Source organism: Virgibacillus sp. L01, from assembly GCF_052246775.1.
Classification (GTDB): Bacteria; Bacillota; Bacilli; order Bacillales; family Amphibacillaceae; genus Lentibacillus.
In genome coordinates this window covers 328,749-347,933 of record NZ_JBQQCP010000002.1, presented here as the reverse complement: position 1 = coordinate 347,933, position 19,185 = coordinate 328,749, and the positions used below count along the sequence as shown (strand labels likewise).

The 19,185-nt window shown below is 36.6% G+C and carries 16 protein-coding genes; 4 read left to right on the top strand and 12 right to left on the bottom strand.

Annotated features, from left to right (window positions below):
* Positions 1 to 238: 238 nt before the first annotated feature.
* A complete protein-coding gene (locus ACTWQM_RS06830) occupies positions 239 to 634 on the top strand; it encodes a (deoxy)nucleoside triphosphate pyrophosphohydrolase (protein WP_443257430.1) in 396 nt (131 codons plus the stop codon).
* A gap of 287 nt (positions 635 to 921) precedes the next feature.
* Here ACTWQM_RS06830 and dcm read toward each other — a convergent pair whose 3' ends face one another.
* From dcm to ACTWQM_RS06785, 9 genes are all read right to left on the bottom strand, one after another.
* On the bottom strand, positions 922 to 2,019 hold the full coding sequence (gene dcm, locus ACTWQM_RS06825; protein ID WP_443257429.1) for a DNA (cytosine-5-)-methyltransferase: 1,098 nt from the start codon (positions 2,017 to 2,019) through the stop codon (positions 922 to 924).
* Between the two features lie 189 nt (positions 2,020 to 2,208).
* Positions 2,209 to 3,360 carry a restriction endonuclease gene (locus tag ACTWQM_RS06820; protein ID WP_443257428.1) on the bottom strand — a complete coding sequence of 384 codons (1,152 nt, stop codon included), beginning with the start codon at positions 3,358 to 3,360 and terminating at the stop codon, positions 2,209 to 2,211.
* 213 nt (positions 3,361 to 3,573) lie between these two features.
* A complete protein-coding gene (locus ACTWQM_RS06815) occupies positions 3,574 to 3,990 on the bottom strand; it encodes a very short patch repair endonuclease (protein ID WP_443257427.1) in 417 nt (138 codons plus the stop codon).
* A 124-nt stretch (positions 3,991 to 4,114) separates the two neighbouring features.
* Positions 4,115 to 5,077 (bottom strand): PD-(D/E)XK motif protein, encoded by a 963-nt coding sequence (locus ACTWQM_RS06810; protein ID WP_443257426.1) that lies wholly within the window; start codon positions 5,075 to 5,077, stop codon positions 4,115 to 4,117.
* Positions 5,067 to 6,473 carry a DNA cytosine methyltransferase gene (locus ACTWQM_RS06805; protein WP_443257425.1) on the bottom strand — a complete coding sequence of 469 codons (1,407 nt, stop codon included), beginning with the start codon at positions 6,471 to 6,473 and terminating at the stop codon, positions 5,067 to 5,069. The genes ACTWQM_RS06810 and ACTWQM_RS06805 overlap by 11 nt, the downstream gene beginning before the upstream one ends.
* Positions 6,400 to 7,149, bottom strand: a complete 750-nt coding sequence (locus ACTWQM_RS06800; RefSeq protein ID WP_443257424.1) for a hypothetical protein — start codon at positions 7,147 to 7,149, stop codon at positions 6,400 to 6,402. The genes ACTWQM_RS06805 and ACTWQM_RS06800 overlap by 74 nt, the downstream gene beginning before the upstream one ends.
* 10 nt (positions 7,150 to 7,159) lie before the next feature.
* Positions 7,160 to 8,089, bottom strand: coding sequence for a hypothetical protein (locus ACTWQM_RS06795; RefSeq protein WP_443257423.1), 930 nt, complete (start codon positions 8,087 to 8,089; stop codon positions 7,160 to 7,162).
* A complete protein-coding gene (locus ACTWQM_RS06790) occupies positions 8,086 to 10,113 on the bottom strand; it encodes a hypothetical protein (RefSeq protein WP_443257422.1) in 2,028 nt (675 codons plus the stop codon). Before ACTWQM_RS06790 ends, ACTWQM_RS06795 begins: the two co-directional genes overlap by 4 nt.
* Positions 10,114 to 10,130: 17 nt before the next feature.
* Entirely contained in the window at positions 10,131 to 12,902 is a 2,772-nt protein-coding gene (locus tag ACTWQM_RS06785) for a Z1 domain-containing protein (RefSeq protein ID WP_443257421.1), read from the bottom strand.
* 990 nt (positions 12,903 to 13,892) lie between these two features.
* Here ACTWQM_RS06785 and ACTWQM_RS06780 point away from each other — a divergent pair.
* A complete protein-coding gene (locus ACTWQM_RS06780) occupies positions 13,893 to 14,744 on the top strand; it encodes a DegV family protein (protein WP_443257420.1) in 852 nt (283 codons plus the stop codon).
* A 91-nt stretch (positions 14,745 to 14,835) separates the two neighbouring features.
* Positions 14,836 to 15,132: a hypothetical protein gene (locus ACTWQM_RS06775; protein ID WP_443257419.1), complete on the top strand. Its 297-nt coding sequence runs from the start codon at positions 14,836 to 14,838 to the stop codon at positions 15,130 to 15,132.
* Between the two features lie 112 nt (positions 15,133 to 15,244).
* Here the strand turns inward: ACTWQM_RS06775 and ACTWQM_RS06770 are convergent, their stop codons facing one another.
* The gene (locus tag ACTWQM_RS06770) at positions 15,245 to 16,195 is read right to left on the bottom strand and encodes an MBL fold metallo-hydrolase (RefSeq protein WP_443257418.1); all 951 of its coding nucleotides are present in this window, start codon (positions 16,193 to 16,195) and stop codon (positions 15,245 to 15,247) included.
* Positions 16,196 to 16,554: 359 nt separating this feature from the next.
* Here ACTWQM_RS06770 and ACTWQM_RS06765 point away from each other — a divergent pair, with 359 nt between their 5' ends.
* The gene (locus tag ACTWQM_RS06765; protein ID WP_443257417.1) at positions 16,555 to 17,553 is read left to right on the top strand and encodes a DUF3231 family protein; all 999 of its coding nucleotides are present in this window, start codon (positions 16,555 to 16,557) and stop codon (positions 17,551 to 17,553) included.
* A 329-nt stretch (positions 17,554 to 17,882) separates the two neighbouring features.
* On the opposite strand, the gene ACTWQM_RS06760 is transcribed toward ACTWQM_RS06765, so the two are convergent.
* Both ACTWQM_RS06760 and ACTWQM_RS06755 read right to left on the bottom strand, forming a co-directional pair.
* Positions 17,883 to 18,584: a hypothetical protein gene (locus ACTWQM_RS06760; protein WP_443257416.1), complete on the bottom strand. Its 702-nt coding sequence runs from the start codon at positions 18,582 to 18,584 to the stop codon at positions 17,883 to 17,885.
* A 22-nt stretch (positions 18,585 to 18,606) separates the two neighbouring features.
* On the bottom strand, positions 18,607 to 19,185 hold the full coding sequence (locus ACTWQM_RS06755; RefSeq protein ID WP_443257415.1) for a cob(I)yrinic acid a,c-diamide adenosyltransferase: 579 nt from the start codon (positions 19,183 to 19,185) through the stop codon (positions 18,607 to 18,609).

The window sequence follows — 19,185 nt, the reverse complement described above, 5'->3', positions numbered from 1 at the left end:
TAGTATGATTTCATGGTATCAGTTAGGGTGTACAAAAAAATGTATAACCAAAGGATAAGTAGAGTTGCTAATTCTTTAGTCAATTTTAATGAAACATTTGCCCTGTCTCTCCTATTTCCTTAGAATAAGACCAGCCTATTATGGTGGAATACTTAGTCTATATGTAATATGCTAGTGAAGTACTATATATCATAGATCTTGTACTAGATTATTAAGGGATAAAGAAAGGTGGATTATCTTGAAAAAGACTATAAAAGTTGTCGCAGCTATAATTGAAAACGAACATAAAGAAGTATTGTGCGCACTTCGCTCACCGAAAATGTCTATTGCGAATATGTGGGAATTTCCTGGTGGCAAGGTAGAAATAGGCGAAGAATTACATACAGCGTTAGAACGTGAAATTAAAGAAGAATTTTCTTGTGAGATTAGTGCTTCAGATGTATTTCACGAAAACATTCATGAATATGATAGTTTTATTATTAACTTAGTGGCAATGAAGGCTAAGCTCGTTACAGGAGAACCCACTCTAAGTGAGCATTCAAAACTGGTGTGGTTAAAACGTGAAAATTTGAAATCACTAGTATGGGCACCAGCCGACATTCCCGCGGTAGAACAGCTGGTAGAAGAAGTATAGGCTACTTCATATGAAGTAGCCTATACTTTTTCCGTGAGTTCTGTATAAAGTTGTGGTGGAATTTTATGCTCCAATTCTAAATGAACCTCAATGGATTGTTTCAGGGTTCAGGCACTTCATTAAAATCAAATTATGTTAATGGTTTTTTCCAATATACTCACAAAAATGAAGAATATCCCCGATTATTTTTTACTTAAATACCATAAACTATAAATAATATTTCGGATAAAGAAGCTGACTTCCAGGCCTTTTAAAATTGAGAAAAAAGACCCAAAAGGGGTCTAGTTTTAAACTACATTTTTCTGTCCTTTCTCTTTTACACTACTACCAAACAAATCCATCGCTATCATCATATTTTCTGCTATGCGCTTTACAACAGGCACGCTCACTGCATTTCCTGCCTGTTTATAAATATGGCTATTTGCCATATTCTCTGGAACTTTAAAGTCTTCAGGGAAGCCTTGAAATTTTAAGGTTTCTTTTGGAGTAAGCTTTCTTATACCCCAGTTGTCTAATATTAATGGAACATTATGTCCCCCAGTCCCCATATTAGCGGTTAAAGTAGGACATACATTGCTCTGGTTTTCACGAACATAGACTCTCCGTAATTGATATACCGTATCTTTTCTATTCATTGATCGTGATAGCATACTATAATATTTACTTTCTTTGGTATAATAGAAATAGTCGTCCTGTTTTATATTTCGATCTAAGATATTATCAATAGTACTTTTCAAGTTTACCTTACTAGGAAACTTAAATGTTTCTAGAATTTTCTCATCTTTAAAACCTACAATAAAAATCCTTTCCCTATTTTGTGGTATATTCCCGTATTCCATTGTGTTCATAACTATGCTTTTAAAATGGTATTCACTATCTTTTAACATATCTTCAACAACTTTAAATGTATTACCTTTATCGTGTCCTTTAAGGTTTTTTACATTCTCAAGCAGAAAAGCCTTTGGTTGTCTATTTCTTATAAAACGGATTACATCAAAGAATAGCGTCCCTCTAGGATCTTTTGCATCTGTCCGTCCACCACAATGAGGACAAACAGGTCCATTTATATATTCGTCATAAGTGACCGAATGTTCATAACCACAATCATGGCATTCATATTTCATACCGTGTCGTCTACCTGCAACTGAGAAGGCAACACATGGCCAACCTGCAGTTATGATATCCGTTTTAGGCATTTCATATTCCATAACTTTTCTTACATCTCTTTCAACTAATCTATGATTAAAATTTTTTCTATAAGTAATACATGCATTTTTGTCAAACTCATTAGCCCAAACCACATCGGCGCCCGCTTGTTCAAAACCTTTGTCGATACCACCGATACCCGCAAATAATGATGCTACTGTATATTTGTTTTTTTCCATCTTTAAAGTAAACCTCCTGCCAAAAAAGGAACGAACGTTCTCATAACAATTTTAAGTATACTCTATTTTATCATGTTTTGTCTATTCTTAATGCCCTTTTAATTTGTTTTTAGTAGAATCTTACTGGAAACAGCAAATTGTATTTATACTAATTCAAAAATATATAAAAATAAGGTACCTTCTAACGACTTAATCCCTGAAATCATCTTCAAACTGGCTATATGATCCTTTGGAAGCAAAATTGATTTTAAACCTATTAATATCGTATTTAGTAATTAGAACAGAATCGATACCCACTCGGTCTAAATCTTCATAAGTGACTAGCTGTCCTGCTGGAACTTGAAGGACTGTTCTTAAGATCCAATGGCCCAACGCTTTATTAGGATTGGACATAAATCCTTTACCTCCACCTTGTGTTATCTTAGCATCTAGAACCACATTATTTGGCAGGATTAGTTTGAATTGTTCTTTAGTATTAGTGTATCTATTGTAAGGGAAAAATCCCTCAAATTGTCTATGAATCCAAGCAGGAATTGGTATATATACTTCATCTTTGTCCCTGCTTCTTCCTCTAGCATTCCATTGATTAAGCCCGCTCTTTTGCTCCACATCACCACTTTTTGCTGAGTAGAGGGGTAAAATTATTTGCTCATATTTTTCTTCAACTATTGCTTTCTCGTAAATCAAGTATTCATTACTTTGCTCGCTTAACAGGAATTCAAATGGATCATCGAGTATCTCAACTTCAAAAGTTTCTTGTGGGTTAGTAGTAAAGAACTGTTTATATAAGGTACTTTTCGCGATGTAGAACTTATAATTTGCATTTTTATCCCTAAAAAATATATTTTTATCTGATGATTTCTTTTTATCTATTCTTATTGAATCAAAGTCTATCAAGTGCATTTCTTCCTCGTATATTTCAAAGTTCCCATCTTTTCGTGTTACAAGGTGATATATCATTTCGTCAGTATCGTGTGCTCGCTGAGCGGCTTCAATACGCTGGTTTCTCAGTTTGGAGACCACCATAATTAGATTTAAGTCATCTAGCCCTCTGAATTTTTCTATGTCTTTATTGAACTCAGCTATCTTTTCATACTTCTTTCCATTACCGTGCATAAATGTTTTTAGTCCTATGCCAACATCACCCTTAAAAGCGTCAAAAGAAATGTCGCCTCTTGATAGGTTGTTAGCCTGTAATGCCTTACAGAAAATATTCTCAGCAGCACGATAATACAAATTGGGTGTTCTGCTTTCACTGAATAAATTAGATAGAGAACCGACTACTTGCAATAGTTTTATGTATTCTGCTTTTTGTTCCTCTGATTGGTTCTTATAAAACACAATATCACCTCTATTAATTATTCTAACAAAATAAACACAAATGACCAATAAACTATGACATTACTCTCTATCCACTTATTAAATTACCACAAAACACTGGAAGAGAAATTTAATAATATCAAATTACTTAATCTGATTTTTTATAAAATAAAGATATTGTTAGATCACCTTCAAAAAGTCACCTTTTTCCACCAAATTATATTAAAAATATCTCTATTTACCTTTAGCCTTTTCAATAAAGTTAACAATATTATCGACTGCCTGCGAGAAATCTTGTTTAAATTCATGCTCCCATACTCTTAGTATGTTCCATCCTTTTAATTCATAATAGTCCGTTACCTCTTTGTCTCTCTGAATGTTCCTTTCTAGTTTCTTATTCCAATAGTCTCTATTATTTTTTGGCATATTGCCATGGATGGGACATTGATGCCAAAAACAGGAATCAATGAATACTACAGTTTTATATTTCTTTATCGAAAAATCGGGCTTCCCAAATAAGGATTTCTCATTCCTTCTATATCTGTGGCCACGCTTCCAAAGTTCTGTACTTATTCTATCCTCTAATTTGGACACTGATTTAATAGCTGACATATTTCTGCTTCTTGCTTCTTTGGAAATTTTATAGGCCATAATATCACTGCCTTTTAAAAAATATTAATATTCTATTTTATTTATACCCTAAGACACAATAATAAACCTTTTCAGGCAAACACCAGCGGCACCATTTTTTAAATGATACCGCCACATAAATCCATTATGTTATTTTTATATTTAGCTCGTTACATTCAAGTCCTGCCAGGTTAATTTTATACGTTAATTGTAATATCCTATCCTTCTGCTTTACATCTTTTAACGCTTCTGTACTTAATAATGGAAAGTCATCGTTAACAGGGTACTCCAGTATTTGCAATAACCTAAAATCACGTTTTCTGTCTAGAGAATTTTCTTTAAAACCAAGACGGTTAACTTTCGAACTTAGCTTCTTCCAGTCCATCCCCAATTCAGCCAACTTTTCAATCATGCTATCTATACTGGTAAAACTTCCTCCTTTGTTCTCTGTTCCAGGATCTTCGAGTTTCACCAGTACTAAAGACATTTGACTATTTGGCTCCAATTGATACTGTCCAGAAATAGTGACTATATTATTATATTTTATCAATGACGTTTTAATTTCGTACTTATTTGTTTTGGTCACTATATCAATTGATTTACCTTCAGGCCCTGACCAATTCTCCTCTTTGATATCATTCATTACATATTTTTTTAAATAAAAAAGTGTTATTAATTCACCTAGAACACCATGAATTGTTTTTTCAACATTTCTATTACCAATTAGGTTTTTCCAATTAAGCCACCAATTTATCGGATTAGCTTTCAGTTGTCCTCTTTTATCTCCATTTTCACCAGGTTCCAGGAATAAAGCACAAATACCAGCAAATTCATTTCTGAGACTTTCATCTTGACTTGATAAGAGAAGGAGATACTTATTTTCACCTTCAATTATAAAGTCAGCTGTATAGTAAGAGACATTTGCAAAGGATTCATTAATTTTTATTTCAGAATCCACTTCAATTCCGACTCCATAGGAATCCTGGAACTTTATAGCCCAGGATGCATACAATTCTCCTATTCCTTCTACTATTGATGCATTGCCTTTGGACAAATTTGCGAACTTCCTTCTAATCTGTTCAGCCAGTTCCATTGGATTAAACCTCACTTTCCTGGGGTTGACGGATATTTTTTAACACTGCCTCTGCCACTCCTTTTGATAAAAGAGGTGGAACAGCATTTCCGATTTGCTTAAAAGCGCTGCCCATAGGCACATTAAATGTAAAATCATCTGGAAAGGATTGAAGTCGAGCCGCTTCTCTGACAGAAATACCCCGTGGCTCGTAAGGATGAATGTGGCTGTAAGTATCAGTCCCCAAATGTGCAACCAGAGTATGTGAAGGCTTTTCAGGATGTAACCTTTTCCATTTACTATGAAATTTTGTAGTGTCATAAGGTGGAATATAATCTTTTTTTAATTTATTATATTTTTCCACATTATTTATACCTATCTTATAATAATCGCACGCATCCTCAAATAATCCTGTAGCAATTTCATGAGCCCGCCGGTAGTCTTCCCCAGGCTTCATTTTTTCAAATATTCGGAAGTCCCTGACTGTTTTACGAAAAGAGTTAGCATCTATCATTTCCATATAACGGTTAGCCCCCGTCGCTCTCATTATTTTTTGATAAGCATTGATAGGAGGAGTCTGATATGGCATCTTAGTATTCATTTTGTTTAAAACATAACTTGTATTAGAGCTAGGAAAAAGACCGGGCAAGTCAGATAAAGCATCGTCTACAGTTACCCAGTCCGGTGAGTTTTCACTTGCAGTGAGCGGTAATTTAAAATTACCTAATTCAGTGAACTTTTTATACTTTGCTACTGTCTTCTCTTTACTAGTAAACAGCGGATTAATATGGGTAGGTTCAGGTAAATGATTTATCTCACCGAATTCTTCTTTAACGGCTATTACGAATACTCTTTCTCTTGTTTGAGGAACGCCAAAATCAGCAGAGTTCAAGATTGTCCATACTGCATTATATCCTCTTTCTTCGAGGATTTCACACACTGTTTGGGGAATATTCATTTCAAGAAAGTTAACTGACTCAGGAACATTCTCCATAACTATCGCTTGTGAGTCTAATTCTGTGGCAAGTCTGATAAACTCTTTATACAGAAATGCCCTTTTATCATTGAGACCATACCTGTGTTCACCTAATGATTTCAATTTTGATTTCCCTATTCTTGAATAAGCCTGACAAGGCGGGCCACCTATTGTTATAATAGGTGACTCATTATTTGGGGTGAGATTCTTAGCTTTCACTGTCATTACGTCCTCGCATAAATGTTCTTTGTCATTCCCTTGTTTCCAATGAAGGTTGTAAGAGGCCGTTTTGCATGCTTGATGATCAATCTCCACGCCAGACAGCACTTCCAGATCTTTCAAGTGAAATCCATAAGAAAGTCCTCCGCACCCAGAAAACAAATCAACTACTTTTGGTGTGGGAGTATTCAATTGTGTCTTTAGTTTGCTTTGTTTTTTCGCTTCCATCTGCTTCATCAAAATAGGTTATTAACTCCTCCACATATTTATTGGTTCCTCCAGTGAATAGAAATGGTTCTATTATCTTCGTTCGGGCAGTATTTAATTTCATAACTTTTCTAAACAAATTCCTGTTTAATTGAGAATCTGTAAGGTCACTAAATTGTTTCATGATTTCACGGGTCACATCTATCCTGTAACCATGAGGTCCGGACCTTTCAACCAGCTGAACAACTTCATCAGTTGTAAAGCCCTTTAGCACATCATAAGTCTGTTCATAAGTGTCTGCCCAGGAAAGATGAACATACCACCACATTGTTCGTAGCCAGATTCTTCTGCTTTGCTTATAGAACCTGCTTTCAGAGAGTCCCCATCTGTTATAGACTAAATCTGGTATAACTTTAATCGACAGATATATCCAAACTTCGTCATCTGAAGCCTGTCTAAGATTAAAATTATATTTTTCACCTAAAAGGAGGTATAACTCAATCCCAAACCTCAAATCATAAAGGTAATCTTTCTTATTTGTCCCAGCCTCATTTTCCTCAATATATTGAAGAACACGATCACTCGACTCTATTAACTTTTCTCTTAGTTCCAGCGTTTCTCCTTCACACTCAAATCGCGGTATTTTATCCTGCTCCCAGGCGCTAAATACCTTTCTAGCATTTGATTTCGATAAAGTTTTCAACATATTTTTCGCCTCACTTAAATCTTTCATCAAAATCTTCGCGTATAGATTTCAATAGGTTTTCGGGTGAAGAAACATCCCAGGAAAAAGCATTCACAAAATAATATATTGCCTCTCCGATACTGCCTGGTTCGGTTTGGTTATCTAAAATCTGCTGCCAGTCACCTGAAAGTTTCGCTTTCTCTATAATTATCTGTATACCGGTTGCAATAATTTCCAGCAATATAGGGGAAGATCCAATTCCCTTATCTGTTTTTAAAAACTTAGAGTTTCTGTGCCCCTTGTTAATTACAATTGCAGCATTCTCTTCAGTAAACTGTTCATATAATGGTTCATCAAAATCACATACAACCCACCACAGTGGTTTTAGAGGGTCATTTACTTCCACGATTGGGAACATTGAAGAGTTTCCATCAAACAATACTTCTGTACTCTCAAGAATACCCAGTATTGTGCCTGGGACCACATTATTCATTTCACTTCCCGCCGAAGCCAGATATAATACAACTTCAAAAGTTACCCTTCCTCTTATAGTTCCCCTTTCAATTGTAACCTCTATATTTTTTGTATAAAAGGTATCTGTGTAGTGAGAGATCTCTGCTATAGGTACTATCCTTTGTTGAGCTGAGTCCCTTGAATACCACCTGAACCCAATACCTAATACTGCATCTTCTCCAACTATCCCGCTACTTCCAAACAAAAAAGCCGGATTAGCGATCTCTATCTCCAGTCCAAGATTAAGGTTATGAGTGTTCGGATCCCAGTGAACTTTAGGGTCAATCAGCTGGTAAGTGTTTTCCTGTCCTTCAATTAAATCGACAGACATATTTACAATCTCATTTTCTTCATTTATATAAAATGCCTTTAACGGCTGTTCGTTATAGCCTATTTTTTGAAAAGTCTTCTCATCAAGTGTGCTGTAAAACATTAATGCAGTACTCAATTCTGTCCCTCCTTAACCAGTTCTATATTTTCCTGAATGGAGGCTTGAACTAATGGGTCATAGCTTTTCATATGAATTGTACCTTTAAGTTCACCCTGGTAGGTACCAAGTATTATCTGTGCCTTATTTTTCACTTCAAAACGTTCAGTACTTATCATACTTATATTAAATTGTCCCTGTCCGATATTTTCTTGTGTTTTTTTATCAAGCGACATTTCGATGATTTCAACAGGAAAACCTGTGCCAATTTCGGATTCCTTTTCCCAGATATCCCCTTTAAATTTTCTATTACCTTCTGACTCAACTAAAGCCTCTACCTCAATCAGTGAAGTATTCTTAGAAACATTAATTTCAAAGTCCATAATTAAGGTGTTTTCCATTCCGAGATTAACCCCAGTTATAACTAGTTTCCCAGTTGGTTTCTTTTTTCTTTTTCCATCTCCAGGTTTAGGTTTCGGGTTAACCCCAGGTTTAGAACCGAACCCTGACGGGGGAAGAAAAAGTTTAGCCAATGATTTGCTTAAGGCACCGCTTCTAGTAGTTTCACTTTCTTTTTCTGTTTGATTAAACGCTTGCCTTATTGCACTTGAAACCTTTTTCTTTATCCTGTCTACAATAGTATGCTTCCTATCACCCAGCATACTGTCAGACCAGGAAGAGTGGTCCGCTTTTTCTCCTTGTCGCAAATACTCATCAAGACTTAACTTTGCATCTGATGCAACTACTGTATTATCAGAGTCGGGAACAAAAATCCCTATAATAAATTCATCCGAAGAAGTATTCTCAATCCCGTGAGTCCATTTTCCTTCAGTTTCATAGCTTACTATCATTCCTGGTTTTCTTAAAAAAGTCACAATTGGCGGGTTACTATCATTCCCGTTAGGCAAATCAATATATTCATAGGGTGACTTTTTATTATCCGGAACACCCATTTTAAGATTATCCTTACTTACTTTTACAAAAGCTGCCTTTCCAGCTACCTTACTTGTCAGTACACCATACAAATCAATATTTTTTACTTTTAAATTATTTTTATTAAAATAAATGGTATCTTCAATATTCTCAGTTGATACCGTTGCGTTATAAAGTGATTGCAAAATCGAGAAAACGGGTTCCATATTATCCCTATGAATGGGTGCCCCACCTACTGACGGTGTAAGATAATTTCCATAAGGATATTTGTAATTGTCAATCCGAGGAGCGTACCATCGTTGCATAGCAATATTCAAATATAAATCCAAACCCTGATGCCACCACAACTTACTAACACTATCAGTTTTGGCTATTAATTTAGAATTGTCTATAAACGGGATAATTATGGTAGTACCTGTGTCTGTACCCTCATAGGGTGCAATATTAAAGTCTTTTAATATTTCCTGTATCTCATCTTCATCTGTTAATGGTTTGGTGGAATCTTCAGTATGAAGCTTCCCCCACCAGGCAATTCCCCGCTTCAAACCCTTTCCCTCATTTGGTAAAAGAGCATCAGTTTTCGACTCATCTTCTACCAGACAAGCTGCAAGTCTTGATTGATAGGTGCCATCATTCAGCTGGATTCTTGAATAGTAGATAACCAGACCTGAGCCCACGCGAAAATAAACAGTTTTCCCGAGCCCCCATGATCCTCCAGCCTCTTTTTTTTCCTGTGGCATACTAATTTCGTAGACAAGTTTAAGAAGGTTACCAAATTTGTTATCTTCTATTTGATCTTGATGCAAGGGACCTGTAAGTCCCGTAGTATTGGTATCTCTGATAACTATACTCTCATGGTCTTCTCCAGCAAACTTTGCTTCTATATTATCTTTAATTCCGCTGAAATGCTTAGATACTTGTGACTTCCTAAAACCTTTTGCGGAAATATCATATTCAATTGGTGTTGATAAATCTTTAGCTGCATCCAAACTATTTTGCACAGATTCTCTGATCAACAGATCCAAAATAGGGGTATGACTGTTTTGTATTAGTCTAAGAAGAGAACTCCCCCTCTCTGACATCCTTTCCATTTTTGCTATTTCTATTTCCATAGTTATACCCCCGAATTTTATTCACCGATTTCTTCATCACTATTAATCTTAATTACTAAACCTTTTGCATGAGGGCGATTAGAAGAATCCCCTGGTACATTTATATAGATACCTATGATATCGTCATCAAAGTTTAAATCGACTCTGCTTGCGCTCCCGTTTTTGTTGCTGCTTTCCCTTGCAGTAGAGTCTTTCTTAATTCTATATATTATAAGTTGAGGGACATCCCCTAAATCAGCTTTATCACGTATTTCCTGGATATGACTATTCGTTGATTTGCCGTTAAAGCCGTTTTCCAGAATACTTTTATCCTCAATGTCAGCAAATAGGTCATTCGGTCCTCTCAATACGCCTATATTAGCAATATTTTTATTGTAATTCATTGAAGAAGATTTTGCAGAACGATTAACTTTGCCTACCGAGTATGGCGGCACATACCACTGGTTTTTACTGGTTGGCTCACCATCAGCAACGGTACCTGCACCTGCTACAATTACATTCCAGTCTTTAAACCCGATTTCATTTTGTACTTTTCTAAACCAATCACAAAAAATTTCAATTTGATTAAAGACTACAGACCGCTGATTAAACATCATCTTTAGCAGCAGTTCCCTTTCTATGTCCTCAAATTTTACCCCTCTGTAGATAACAGAGTTTCCAGTAACAGATTTTTGTGGGGTTCCACAATGATTTAGCAGAAAGTCATCTGCAGTGTTTAAATTATTTTGAAGTATTTTTTCATCATTATCAAAGTGAATGGTTTGAATAGACGCTCCCGTGAAATCCATGTCGACTTTCTCAGCACTTTGCATTTTATTTTTTGCAGTAACTCTTAGCCATGATACTTTTGGAGAGTTTTTCACTCTTGGTCCATAGTCAGATGGGCTCTTGTGACCCAAAGCAAATTGTTCTATTTCTTCTCTCAATTCTTCTTCAAGACTTGTCAAAAACTGAAATTGTTCGAATGTTTTCTCAGTCACCCATATTCTTGGCATCAATTCATAACCCTTCCGATAACCAAACCAGCGACCCATCTGCATGAGGGAGTCTCCAGCAGTAGCAGCTCTGAGGAAATAGGTGCTGACCAGTCCCTCTATAGTTAGCCCTCTGGATAATGTACTGCCGCCGACAACAATAAAGGCTGGAGCTCGATCAAGACCTTTAAGTTTTTCCTTTGATGGATAAGCCAGTCGAACATGAGCGTTTTCGTCATTTATTCCGTTATTAGCACTATTATCAACACACAAATGTATTCCCCTGTGATAATTCAGGTCTCCGGACTCATTCATTTTTATATGGGAAATTCGTTCTTTAAGTTCCATTATGTGATGCTTTATATCATCAAACTTTGGGTAGTCATTTAATTGTTCATCTGGAATTGGATATTCTTTAAAGCTGTTTCTGAATTGTGACAGGCTAAATCTGTCTTTCTCATTTTCAAAGATTTTTCGGCACGTCTTAATAAGATCCTTGTGAGGTATATCATTTATCCATTTAGAGATGGCTTCAGACATATTGCTGTGATGTGCCTGTAATTGACTTGTATGGACCAGCATGCTTAAGGGCTTTTTATAATTGAAATATCTCATCACAGCTGATGCACAAAAGAACCAGGATATACTTTCAGCTAGACTTTGTGGTATATTTTGGTCCTCTCCATTATGCAACTGATCTTTAATATAATCCAAATCATTTTGACTGATTTTTCGTACTATATCAAGTCGTTCAGGTTCCTCAGTCTCTTCTTTTCCAAAGATCTGTTTGGGTCCGAAATACTCCTTTGCAACTGGTAACATACCAATAAAGTCCTTAGGATAAAGCGATTCGGGAGCTGACTCATTAAGGAAGTTTGAATATGGTGTCGCTGTATAGCTTATATAATTCATCGACTTAGGCCTGTAGCTCTGACTGCCAACTTCTACAAGGTTAATCACCAATTCATTTATCTTCGCACGTTCATCTTTATCAAAGTTTTTTGTATTAATACTTCCCTGGTCGGCTTCATCATCAATTACTAATATTTTCATCTGTTTTAATTTGTTTGTATCCTGTTCTAACCAGCCTACAAGGTTTTCCAGCCTAGTCTTGTTTTTAAGACAGACATTAAGATATTTTTGAGAGGAACTGTCGGTAAAATCCAGGTTTTGCGTTCTATCCCCGGGTTCTGAATGACGGGAGAGTCTATGCATTGACCTCCAGTTATTATTTCCAGGACTGTTCAAATCGTTAATTAGACGATTCTGAGTTTGTTCTCTAAGGTTTTCAATCATACCAGATAATACTATAAAAGTATTCCATCCCCAATCTGCAGCCATTGCTATTAACCCTGCCATACTTGCGGTTTTCCCAGACTGTACCTGTCCAATTACCAATCCTTTCTTTGGCCCACTCTCTGTTGTGTCTCTGTTAAGCTTTTTAAGAAGACTCAAAGTACTCTTTTCCACACCATTTACAGCTTCTTCTCTCCACCCATTTTCAAGCAGTCCTTTTCGGTATAACTGCCATGATGATCTCTCACCTTTAGGCACGAAAGTATCATTATCCTCGTCTTTAGAAATAATCGAAGTATCTCCTTTAGACTTCTCTATATTCTTACGTTTCTCGTACTCGCTTTCTTCCTCTTTAACAATTTCTCTCCAGATATCTTGACTAATATATTCACTAAGAGTCCCTACAGTCTTAAGTGTCTTATAGGTATCCTCTATTTTTGGCCAGTCGATTCCGTTTTCTTTCATTTGCCTAATCTGATCCCTTGTTGAATCATATTTAGGTAGGTGTATATCTGTCATTGTAAAGCCCCCATTTAATACTAATATATAAATATAAGTTTTATCACTCAGTTAATTACGCACCAATTTAAAATCATTAATAATAACTAATATTACTGTAACATTCGTAATATATATGTAACTATAATAACAAAGAATACAGTAAAGTACTATACCGATTTATGTAGTGCTGAAAAATAATAAATAGATTTATAGAAGACAATTAAAATGACCTATTATTTTACATTTCTATTTACTGTGTGGTCTCACTTTCCTTTTATTCCGAACATACTTAACCCGTGCTGAATCTTAACTGTACTGACATGCACTTTTAAATTCCGGAAAAAACGCCAAATTAATGCCCCTTCAAAATTCATTAGCACTATTGGTCATGATGTAATAGGTAGGTGAAGGAAGGATACAAATAAGATGTCAGGAAAATTCTGCGTTAGCTATTCCCAAATTTTCTCTGTATTGAGTGGATGACTTTCATCAGTATTGCTTATCGATTACATATTAGTACTAATTACGAATAATTCTGTTCTTAAGATGTGTTATTCTCACCTATTAATTCGAAGTTCCCCGTCTTCTGTATCCCGGAGTACTTTTACTTTTTCTTATGGTAATGGCTAACTGGTACTGCTAAATTTATTGTATCTTTAACGGAGTCACACAATCCATTTGTACCCTTTTCAATCAAACATTATTTCACTCACTTTTATGATATAGAATAGACTTTGCAAAAAATGTATAGGTATATCCCTCTTTACATCAACATGCCGAATTGTTATTAAAAAATTTGGTTCTAGATGACACCTTTTAAGGCCGACGTTTGATTATATAAATAAAAGGGGGTTACTATTACTATCGTTTATGACAGGGTAAAAGTGTGATGAAATTAAGAAATACTACTATCCTATTGAATGAATAACTCCCCCCTTTACTGTATAATTAGTCACACGTAATGTAGGACGTACAGGAGTAGCTTTTTTACACGAAAGGGGATGTACTATGAGAAGAATTATCTTATCAACAGAAAGTGGAGCAGATTTACCAGAGGATTTGGCGGAGAAGCATGCTGTTCAGGTGGTGCCGATGCATGTCATCATGGATGGGAAGGATTACTTAGATGGTTCGTTACCCGTACAAGATATTTATGACTATTATGATCGCACGAAAAAAATACCCTCTACAACTGCCACAAACGCTCATGAATATCATGACTTTTTCACGAAGATAAAGGTGGATTATCCTGATTGTATCATTATTCACATTGGATATACGTCAAAGGCATCCGCTTCTTTTCAAAGTGCAGTGATAGCCTCTGAGGACTTTGAGGATCTCTTTCTAATTGATGCGTTAAACGTTACAGGTGGATTAGCGGCTATTGTGATGCATGCTGCTACCTTGCTGGAGAATGAACCTGCGATTAAACCTGATCGTCTAGTAGAAAAAATAGAAGCTATCATCCCGAAATCAAGACTGGCATTCGTACCCGGAAGCTTGGAGTTTCTAAGAGCAGGTGGCCGCGTAAGCAATGTCGCCTACCTCGGAGGGGCATTGTTAAAATTAAAGCCACGGATTGAATTAATCGATGGAAAACTGGTTTCTACCAAAAAGTATCGCGGAAAAATGAGTGGCGTTGCCGAAAAGCTTTTGCATGATTATTTAAATCAATTCGACATTGATCGGGAACAGCTTTATTTTCAATATTCGATTGGACTTGATGAAAGTATTAAGCTGCGGGTAGAAGAAATCGCAAAGGAATATGGTTTTAAAAATATAAAGTGGATGCAAGCCGGCGCTATGATTTCAACTCATGCAGGCCCTGGTGGATTTGGGATTGCAGGGTTGGAAGTTTAGTACAGTTCTGTTGCTCATGTTTTCTGATTGAAAAATACTAAAAGACACCTTAAACTTAAATTAAATGTATTTATAGAGAGGGGTTTTGACAATGTTCAGATGTGCATGGTGTATGGAGAAAATTGCTGATGATCAACCATTACATGCTCTCAATGTCAAGTTCGCTGATGGAATTGACTACTCGGATCAGGAAGGGGAAATTGTCCAAGTTTATTTAAATTCACGAGGGACAAGTGTTCCGATGATCGTTACTACAGCAGATTCTGAAGCCAAGAAAAATGGAGGGGACGGCGTATTCGCAGTCTGCTCTGAAACATGCGGCGAAAAAATGCGAACTACCTTGAAGAAAGAAATTGACACTTTTAAATCCTTTTCAGCTGGCGGTTAATAGAAGCTTGGTGATTTTTAGGTTGGCCAAAGCCACAGGAGAAATGGGCGGACACCAGAGCAGGCAGAAACAGCCCTGTTTCACCTTGATTTAGTGTGTCCGCTTAGAAGCTCTAACCCCCAACCTCATACCAATACATCCCACCCTTAATTTCCCGTCTACATTCTCCCTTATATCGTAAATATTCCAGATGGGAAAGTGTTTCACCAATAGCAAACCTCATCTCATGAGTGGTCAGTTTTTTGGGAAATAATCTCTGACACGCACCGTACACTGTACTTCCGCCACTAATCGATTCTAATGTTTGTTCAAGCCTGTGGTCATGGTGGGTTTTTATTTCATCGATTCGATCATTCGCCCCGTAAAATGGCTGACCATGGGAAGGAACTACAAAATCAGCATCAAGCTTTTTTATCTTCTCTAAAGATGTTAGATAGGTTGCCAATGGATTGGGATCACCATGAAACCAATACGAAATATTCGGTGTTATTTTTGGTAAGATGTGATCGGTTGAAAGCAGTATATTCTTCTCTTGATTATAGAAAGTAATCAAGCCGTTCGAATGCCCTGGGGTAAAGATTACTTCATATTCATACTTGCCAATTGGGATTATCTCACCTTCCTGAAAGTAGTGGTCCACATTAGGGTAAGGTGTAACACGGGAAACAAATTCATTTGTATTGGTTGTCATGGAATTGGCAATCTCTTCAGGAACACCGGCCAGCGAGTAATTTGCTGCAAGTTTATGTATAAAGCTCTCCTGCCAGGCATTGATTCCCGCATCAGCGTCAATTTTTGTCATTGAAACACGTGCACCCGTTTTTTCCTGCATAGCTCCGACATAACCGAAATGATCAGGATGATAATGGGTAACTAAAATATCGGTAACCTTGTTTCCTGCTAATTCCTTGTCCCATCTATCTACCGTTTCCTTATTATGAAGTCCAGCATCAATAACCTTCCAGCCTTCCTCCCCTTCCGCAATAAAACAATTCACGTGGTTTAGCCGAAACGGAAGATCAAGCTTTATTTGCTTTAACCCGTATTCTTCTAGCAAACTCATAACCTCCTATATTTTGTCATGACGTATAATTCCAGCTCTTGCTTCCACTTGCGACTAGTACTAACCCATCTGTCCCTTCACTCCCTCTGTTCGTTAGTTCAATTTCTCTGCATTTAATTTTAACATAATATTCCAATTAGTGGATATTTCTGAACTAAAAAACAAAAGAAAAGACCGACTTTAACGTCAGTCTGCTTTATTTTACTATTCCACCCGTCTGTATAAATACAACATTTTAGAATTGTTTTTTAAAATGAAAAATAAGGAAAAACACTGTTGTTCATATTTCCCATGATTACGGGTAAATTATTAACTAGTAACTTTATTGGACGAAAAATAAATGAAGAGGTGATGAAAAAATGAAGTTAACTTCTGCTGAAATAACCAATTTGTGGAACACGTATATGAATGATAGTGGCGTCATTTGTCATTTACAACACGAAGTAAATAAAGCTGAAGATATGGAAATAAAGGCATTAATTCAGTATGCTTTGGATATATCAAAATCACATATCGAAACAATAACAAAAATACTAAATAATGAAAACTATCCTATTCCACATGGATTTAAGTTAGATGAAGATGTGGACGTTACGGCTCCTAGGTTATTTACTGATATTTATTCTTTATTCTCTACTAACAATTTAGGTAAATTAGGGCTGAATGCATATAGTGTAGCATTACCACTTGCTGTGAGAGAAGATATTTATACTTTTTTTAGTGAATGTCTACGTGAATCAGATGATATTCTTAAGAAGACCAATGATCTATTGTTAAAAAAAGGGTTATTTATGAAGCCACCACTTCTTCCAACCCCTGACAACTTCGATTTTGTGGGGAAGAAAAGCTTTCTTGCCGGATACCTTGGAGAGAAAAGACCATTAACTGGTACTGAAATTACGAATCTTTATGCCAATTTCCAAAGAAATGCACTAGGATCAGCCACTATGATTGGGTATAGTCAGGTTGCAAATAAGAAGGATGTAACCGACTTTATTCTAAGAGGGAAAGAAATAGCACAAAAACATTGTGAGATATTTGGATCTTATTTAAGCGAATCTGATATTCCTAGTCCTACGACATTGGATACAGAGGTTACGGATTCAATCACATACACGTTTTCTGATAGAAAGATGCTGTTCTATACTACAGCCTTAACGGCAATCAGTGTTGGTTATTATGGAGCTAGTATGTCTGTGAGCCCTAGAAGAGATCTTGGAGTCATGTACAGCAGACTTGTAGCGGAAAACTTAAAATTTGCGGATGACGGGGCTAAATTGATGATTAAATACGGGTGGTTGGAAGAGCCACCACGAGCACTTGACCGTGATGAATTAGCAAAGAAAAAGCGAGGGTAACTTATAGTGCCCTTCCATTGATGACTTTAAAATGATAACTTGGTTATCTTCAGCAATTGTACAAGCCTTTTGAAAATTCTGGTCTCTTAGTTTTTGGAAAATCCAATATCCACTTAAAAAAAGCTAAGTTAAGTTAATCTTTCTTCGCAACCTTCATTCTGTTGGTGCGGGCAAAAGATAAACTTTATCAAACCCACCCCCTTGAGTTAAGGTAGTGTCCGCTCAACAGTCGAAAGATGGGTCCCTTATCCCCACCTATTCCGCTAGAATCTCTTGCGTCCTCTAAGGAGACAATAGGGACAGGTTCCTTGTCCCATCTCCTTGGATCCCTAGCTTGGCACAAGTATATGAAAGTGGCTGCCTGCAATTTTTTCGATTTTGTCAGTATCACTTTTATTAAAGGCTATCAGAAAACTGGTGGATGGCCCTGACGATTTTTCCAGATCAATCTCACAATCTAGCTTGTCTTCGCTTTTTGTCCATTCTTTCCATGCAGAAGCAATTCCCTTGGATCCAACCGTTGATATCGCTTTTACTTCATCCAGTTGACAGAGTTGCCGAAATAACCAAAGTGGTGCAATTTCCTCTTGTTGATTGATGACTTCCTCGCCCAGTAATGGTGTTCCAATAACTGCATAGCTTTCATTTCCTCTCCATTTCTGCTGATCCTTCTCTTTTCTTCTTGTTCCAATAATCGTTAAGCCAAGGCCTGACTGCAGACTGGCGAAGTTACTTTCAGTGCTTCCCGTAACTGGAATTGTATCCATCCTTAATTCTTCCAACACCTGTTCCACACCACTTTTGTAATCTTGCCAGGCTTCGTCACTTGTAAAGTTCTGCATGACGATTGCTCTCACATCACCTCGAACTGCAAGGCATTCCATGATGGCAACACGGCACGCATAGTAGCCCACGACTTTATTTGGTGTACTTACTTTATCTTCATGTTTTTCGCCGATTGAACCACTATTATCAGAGGTAATGATAAGTTCCTGGTCAGCCGTTAATGGTAAAATAACAGGGCCCAGCATAAACGATTAACTCCTTTTTAGTTTATTTCTTTTTATTACTGCCACGGAAAACTTTGGCACTTCGCTCATATTCTACGTCAGGAACATTCAAACGAGCATTGATTACCCGTGCGACCGCAAAGAAGTAATCAGATAGACGGTTAACGTATTTCATTGGAATCGGGCTTACCTCTTCCTCTTTTTTCATTAGAGATACTATCAATCGTTCCGCTCTTCTGGTTACTGTCCTGGCGATATGAATGGAGGCTGCAGCATCCGAGCCGCCTGGCAGTATAAACCGTTCCAATTCAGGTGCTTCATCAATAAATTCATCTATTTTTTTTTCGAGATATGTAATTGGATCTTCTGTTAACTTATGTTCTCTCTTATTTGAAATATTGGATAGTTCAGATCCGCAGTCAAATAATTCATGTTGGATTTTCTCAAGGTCAGCCACAATATCTTTAAAGTTATCTTTATCCAATTCTGAAATAGCCTTTCCAACAAATGAATTTACTTCATCAATAGTTCCATATGCTTCAACACGGATATCATCTTTTTCCACTCTTCCTCCAATGACACTTGTTTTTCCTTTATCCCCTGATTTTGTATAAAGTCGCAT

What these genes read in the sequence shown, in the direction of transcription:
- ACTWQM_RS06780 (WP_443257420.1), top strand. Translation starts at nt 13,893, where the DNA reads ATGAGAAGAATTATCTTATCAACAGAAAGTGGAGCAGATTTACCAGAG.
- dcm (WP_443257429.1), bottom strand. Translation starts at nt 2,019, where the DNA reads ATGGAAAAAAACAAATATACAGTAGCATCATTATTTGCGGGTATCGGT.
- ACTWQM_RS06755 (WP_443257415.1), bottom strand. Translation starts at nt 19,185, where the DNA reads ATGCGACTTTATACAAAATCAGGGGATAAAGGAAAAACAAGTGTCATT.
- ACTWQM_RS06760 (WP_443257416.1), bottom strand. Translation starts at nt 18,584, where the DNA reads ATGCTGGGCCCTGTTATTTTACCATTAACGGCTGACCAGGAACTTATC.
- ACTWQM_RS06785 (WP_443257421.1), bottom strand. Translation starts at nt 12,902, where the DNA reads ATGACAGATATACACCTACCTAAATATGATTCAACAAGGGATCAGATT.
- ACTWQM_RS06770 (WP_443257418.1), bottom strand. Translation starts at nt 16,195, where the DNA reads ATGAGTTTGCTAGAAGAATACGGGTTAAAGCAAATAAAGCTTGATCTT.
- ACTWQM_RS06815 (WP_443257427.1), bottom strand. Translation starts at nt 3,990, where the DNA reads ATGGCCTATAAAATTTCCAAAGAAGCAAGAAGCAGAAATATGTCAGCT.
- ACTWQM_RS06775 (WP_443257419.1), top strand. Translation starts at nt 14,836, where the DNA reads ATGTTCAGATGTGCATGGTGTATGGAGAAAATTGCTGATGATCAACCA.
- ACTWQM_RS06800 (WP_443257424.1), bottom strand. Translation starts at nt 7,149, where the DNA reads ATGTTGAAAACTTTATCGAAATCAAATGCTAGAAAGGTATTTAGCGCC.
- ACTWQM_RS06765 (WP_443257417.1), top strand. Translation starts at nt 16,555, where the DNA reads ATGAAGTTAACTTCTGCTGAAATAACCAATTTGTGGAACACGTATATG.
- ACTWQM_RS06805 (WP_443257425.1), bottom strand. Translation starts at nt 6,473, where the DNA reads ATGAAGCAGATGGAAGCGAAAAAACAAAGCAAACTAAAGACACAATTG.
- ACTWQM_RS06790 (WP_443257422.1), bottom strand. Translation starts at nt 10,113, where the DNA reads ATGGAAATAGAAATAGCAAAAATGGAAAGGATGTCAGAGAGGGGGAGT.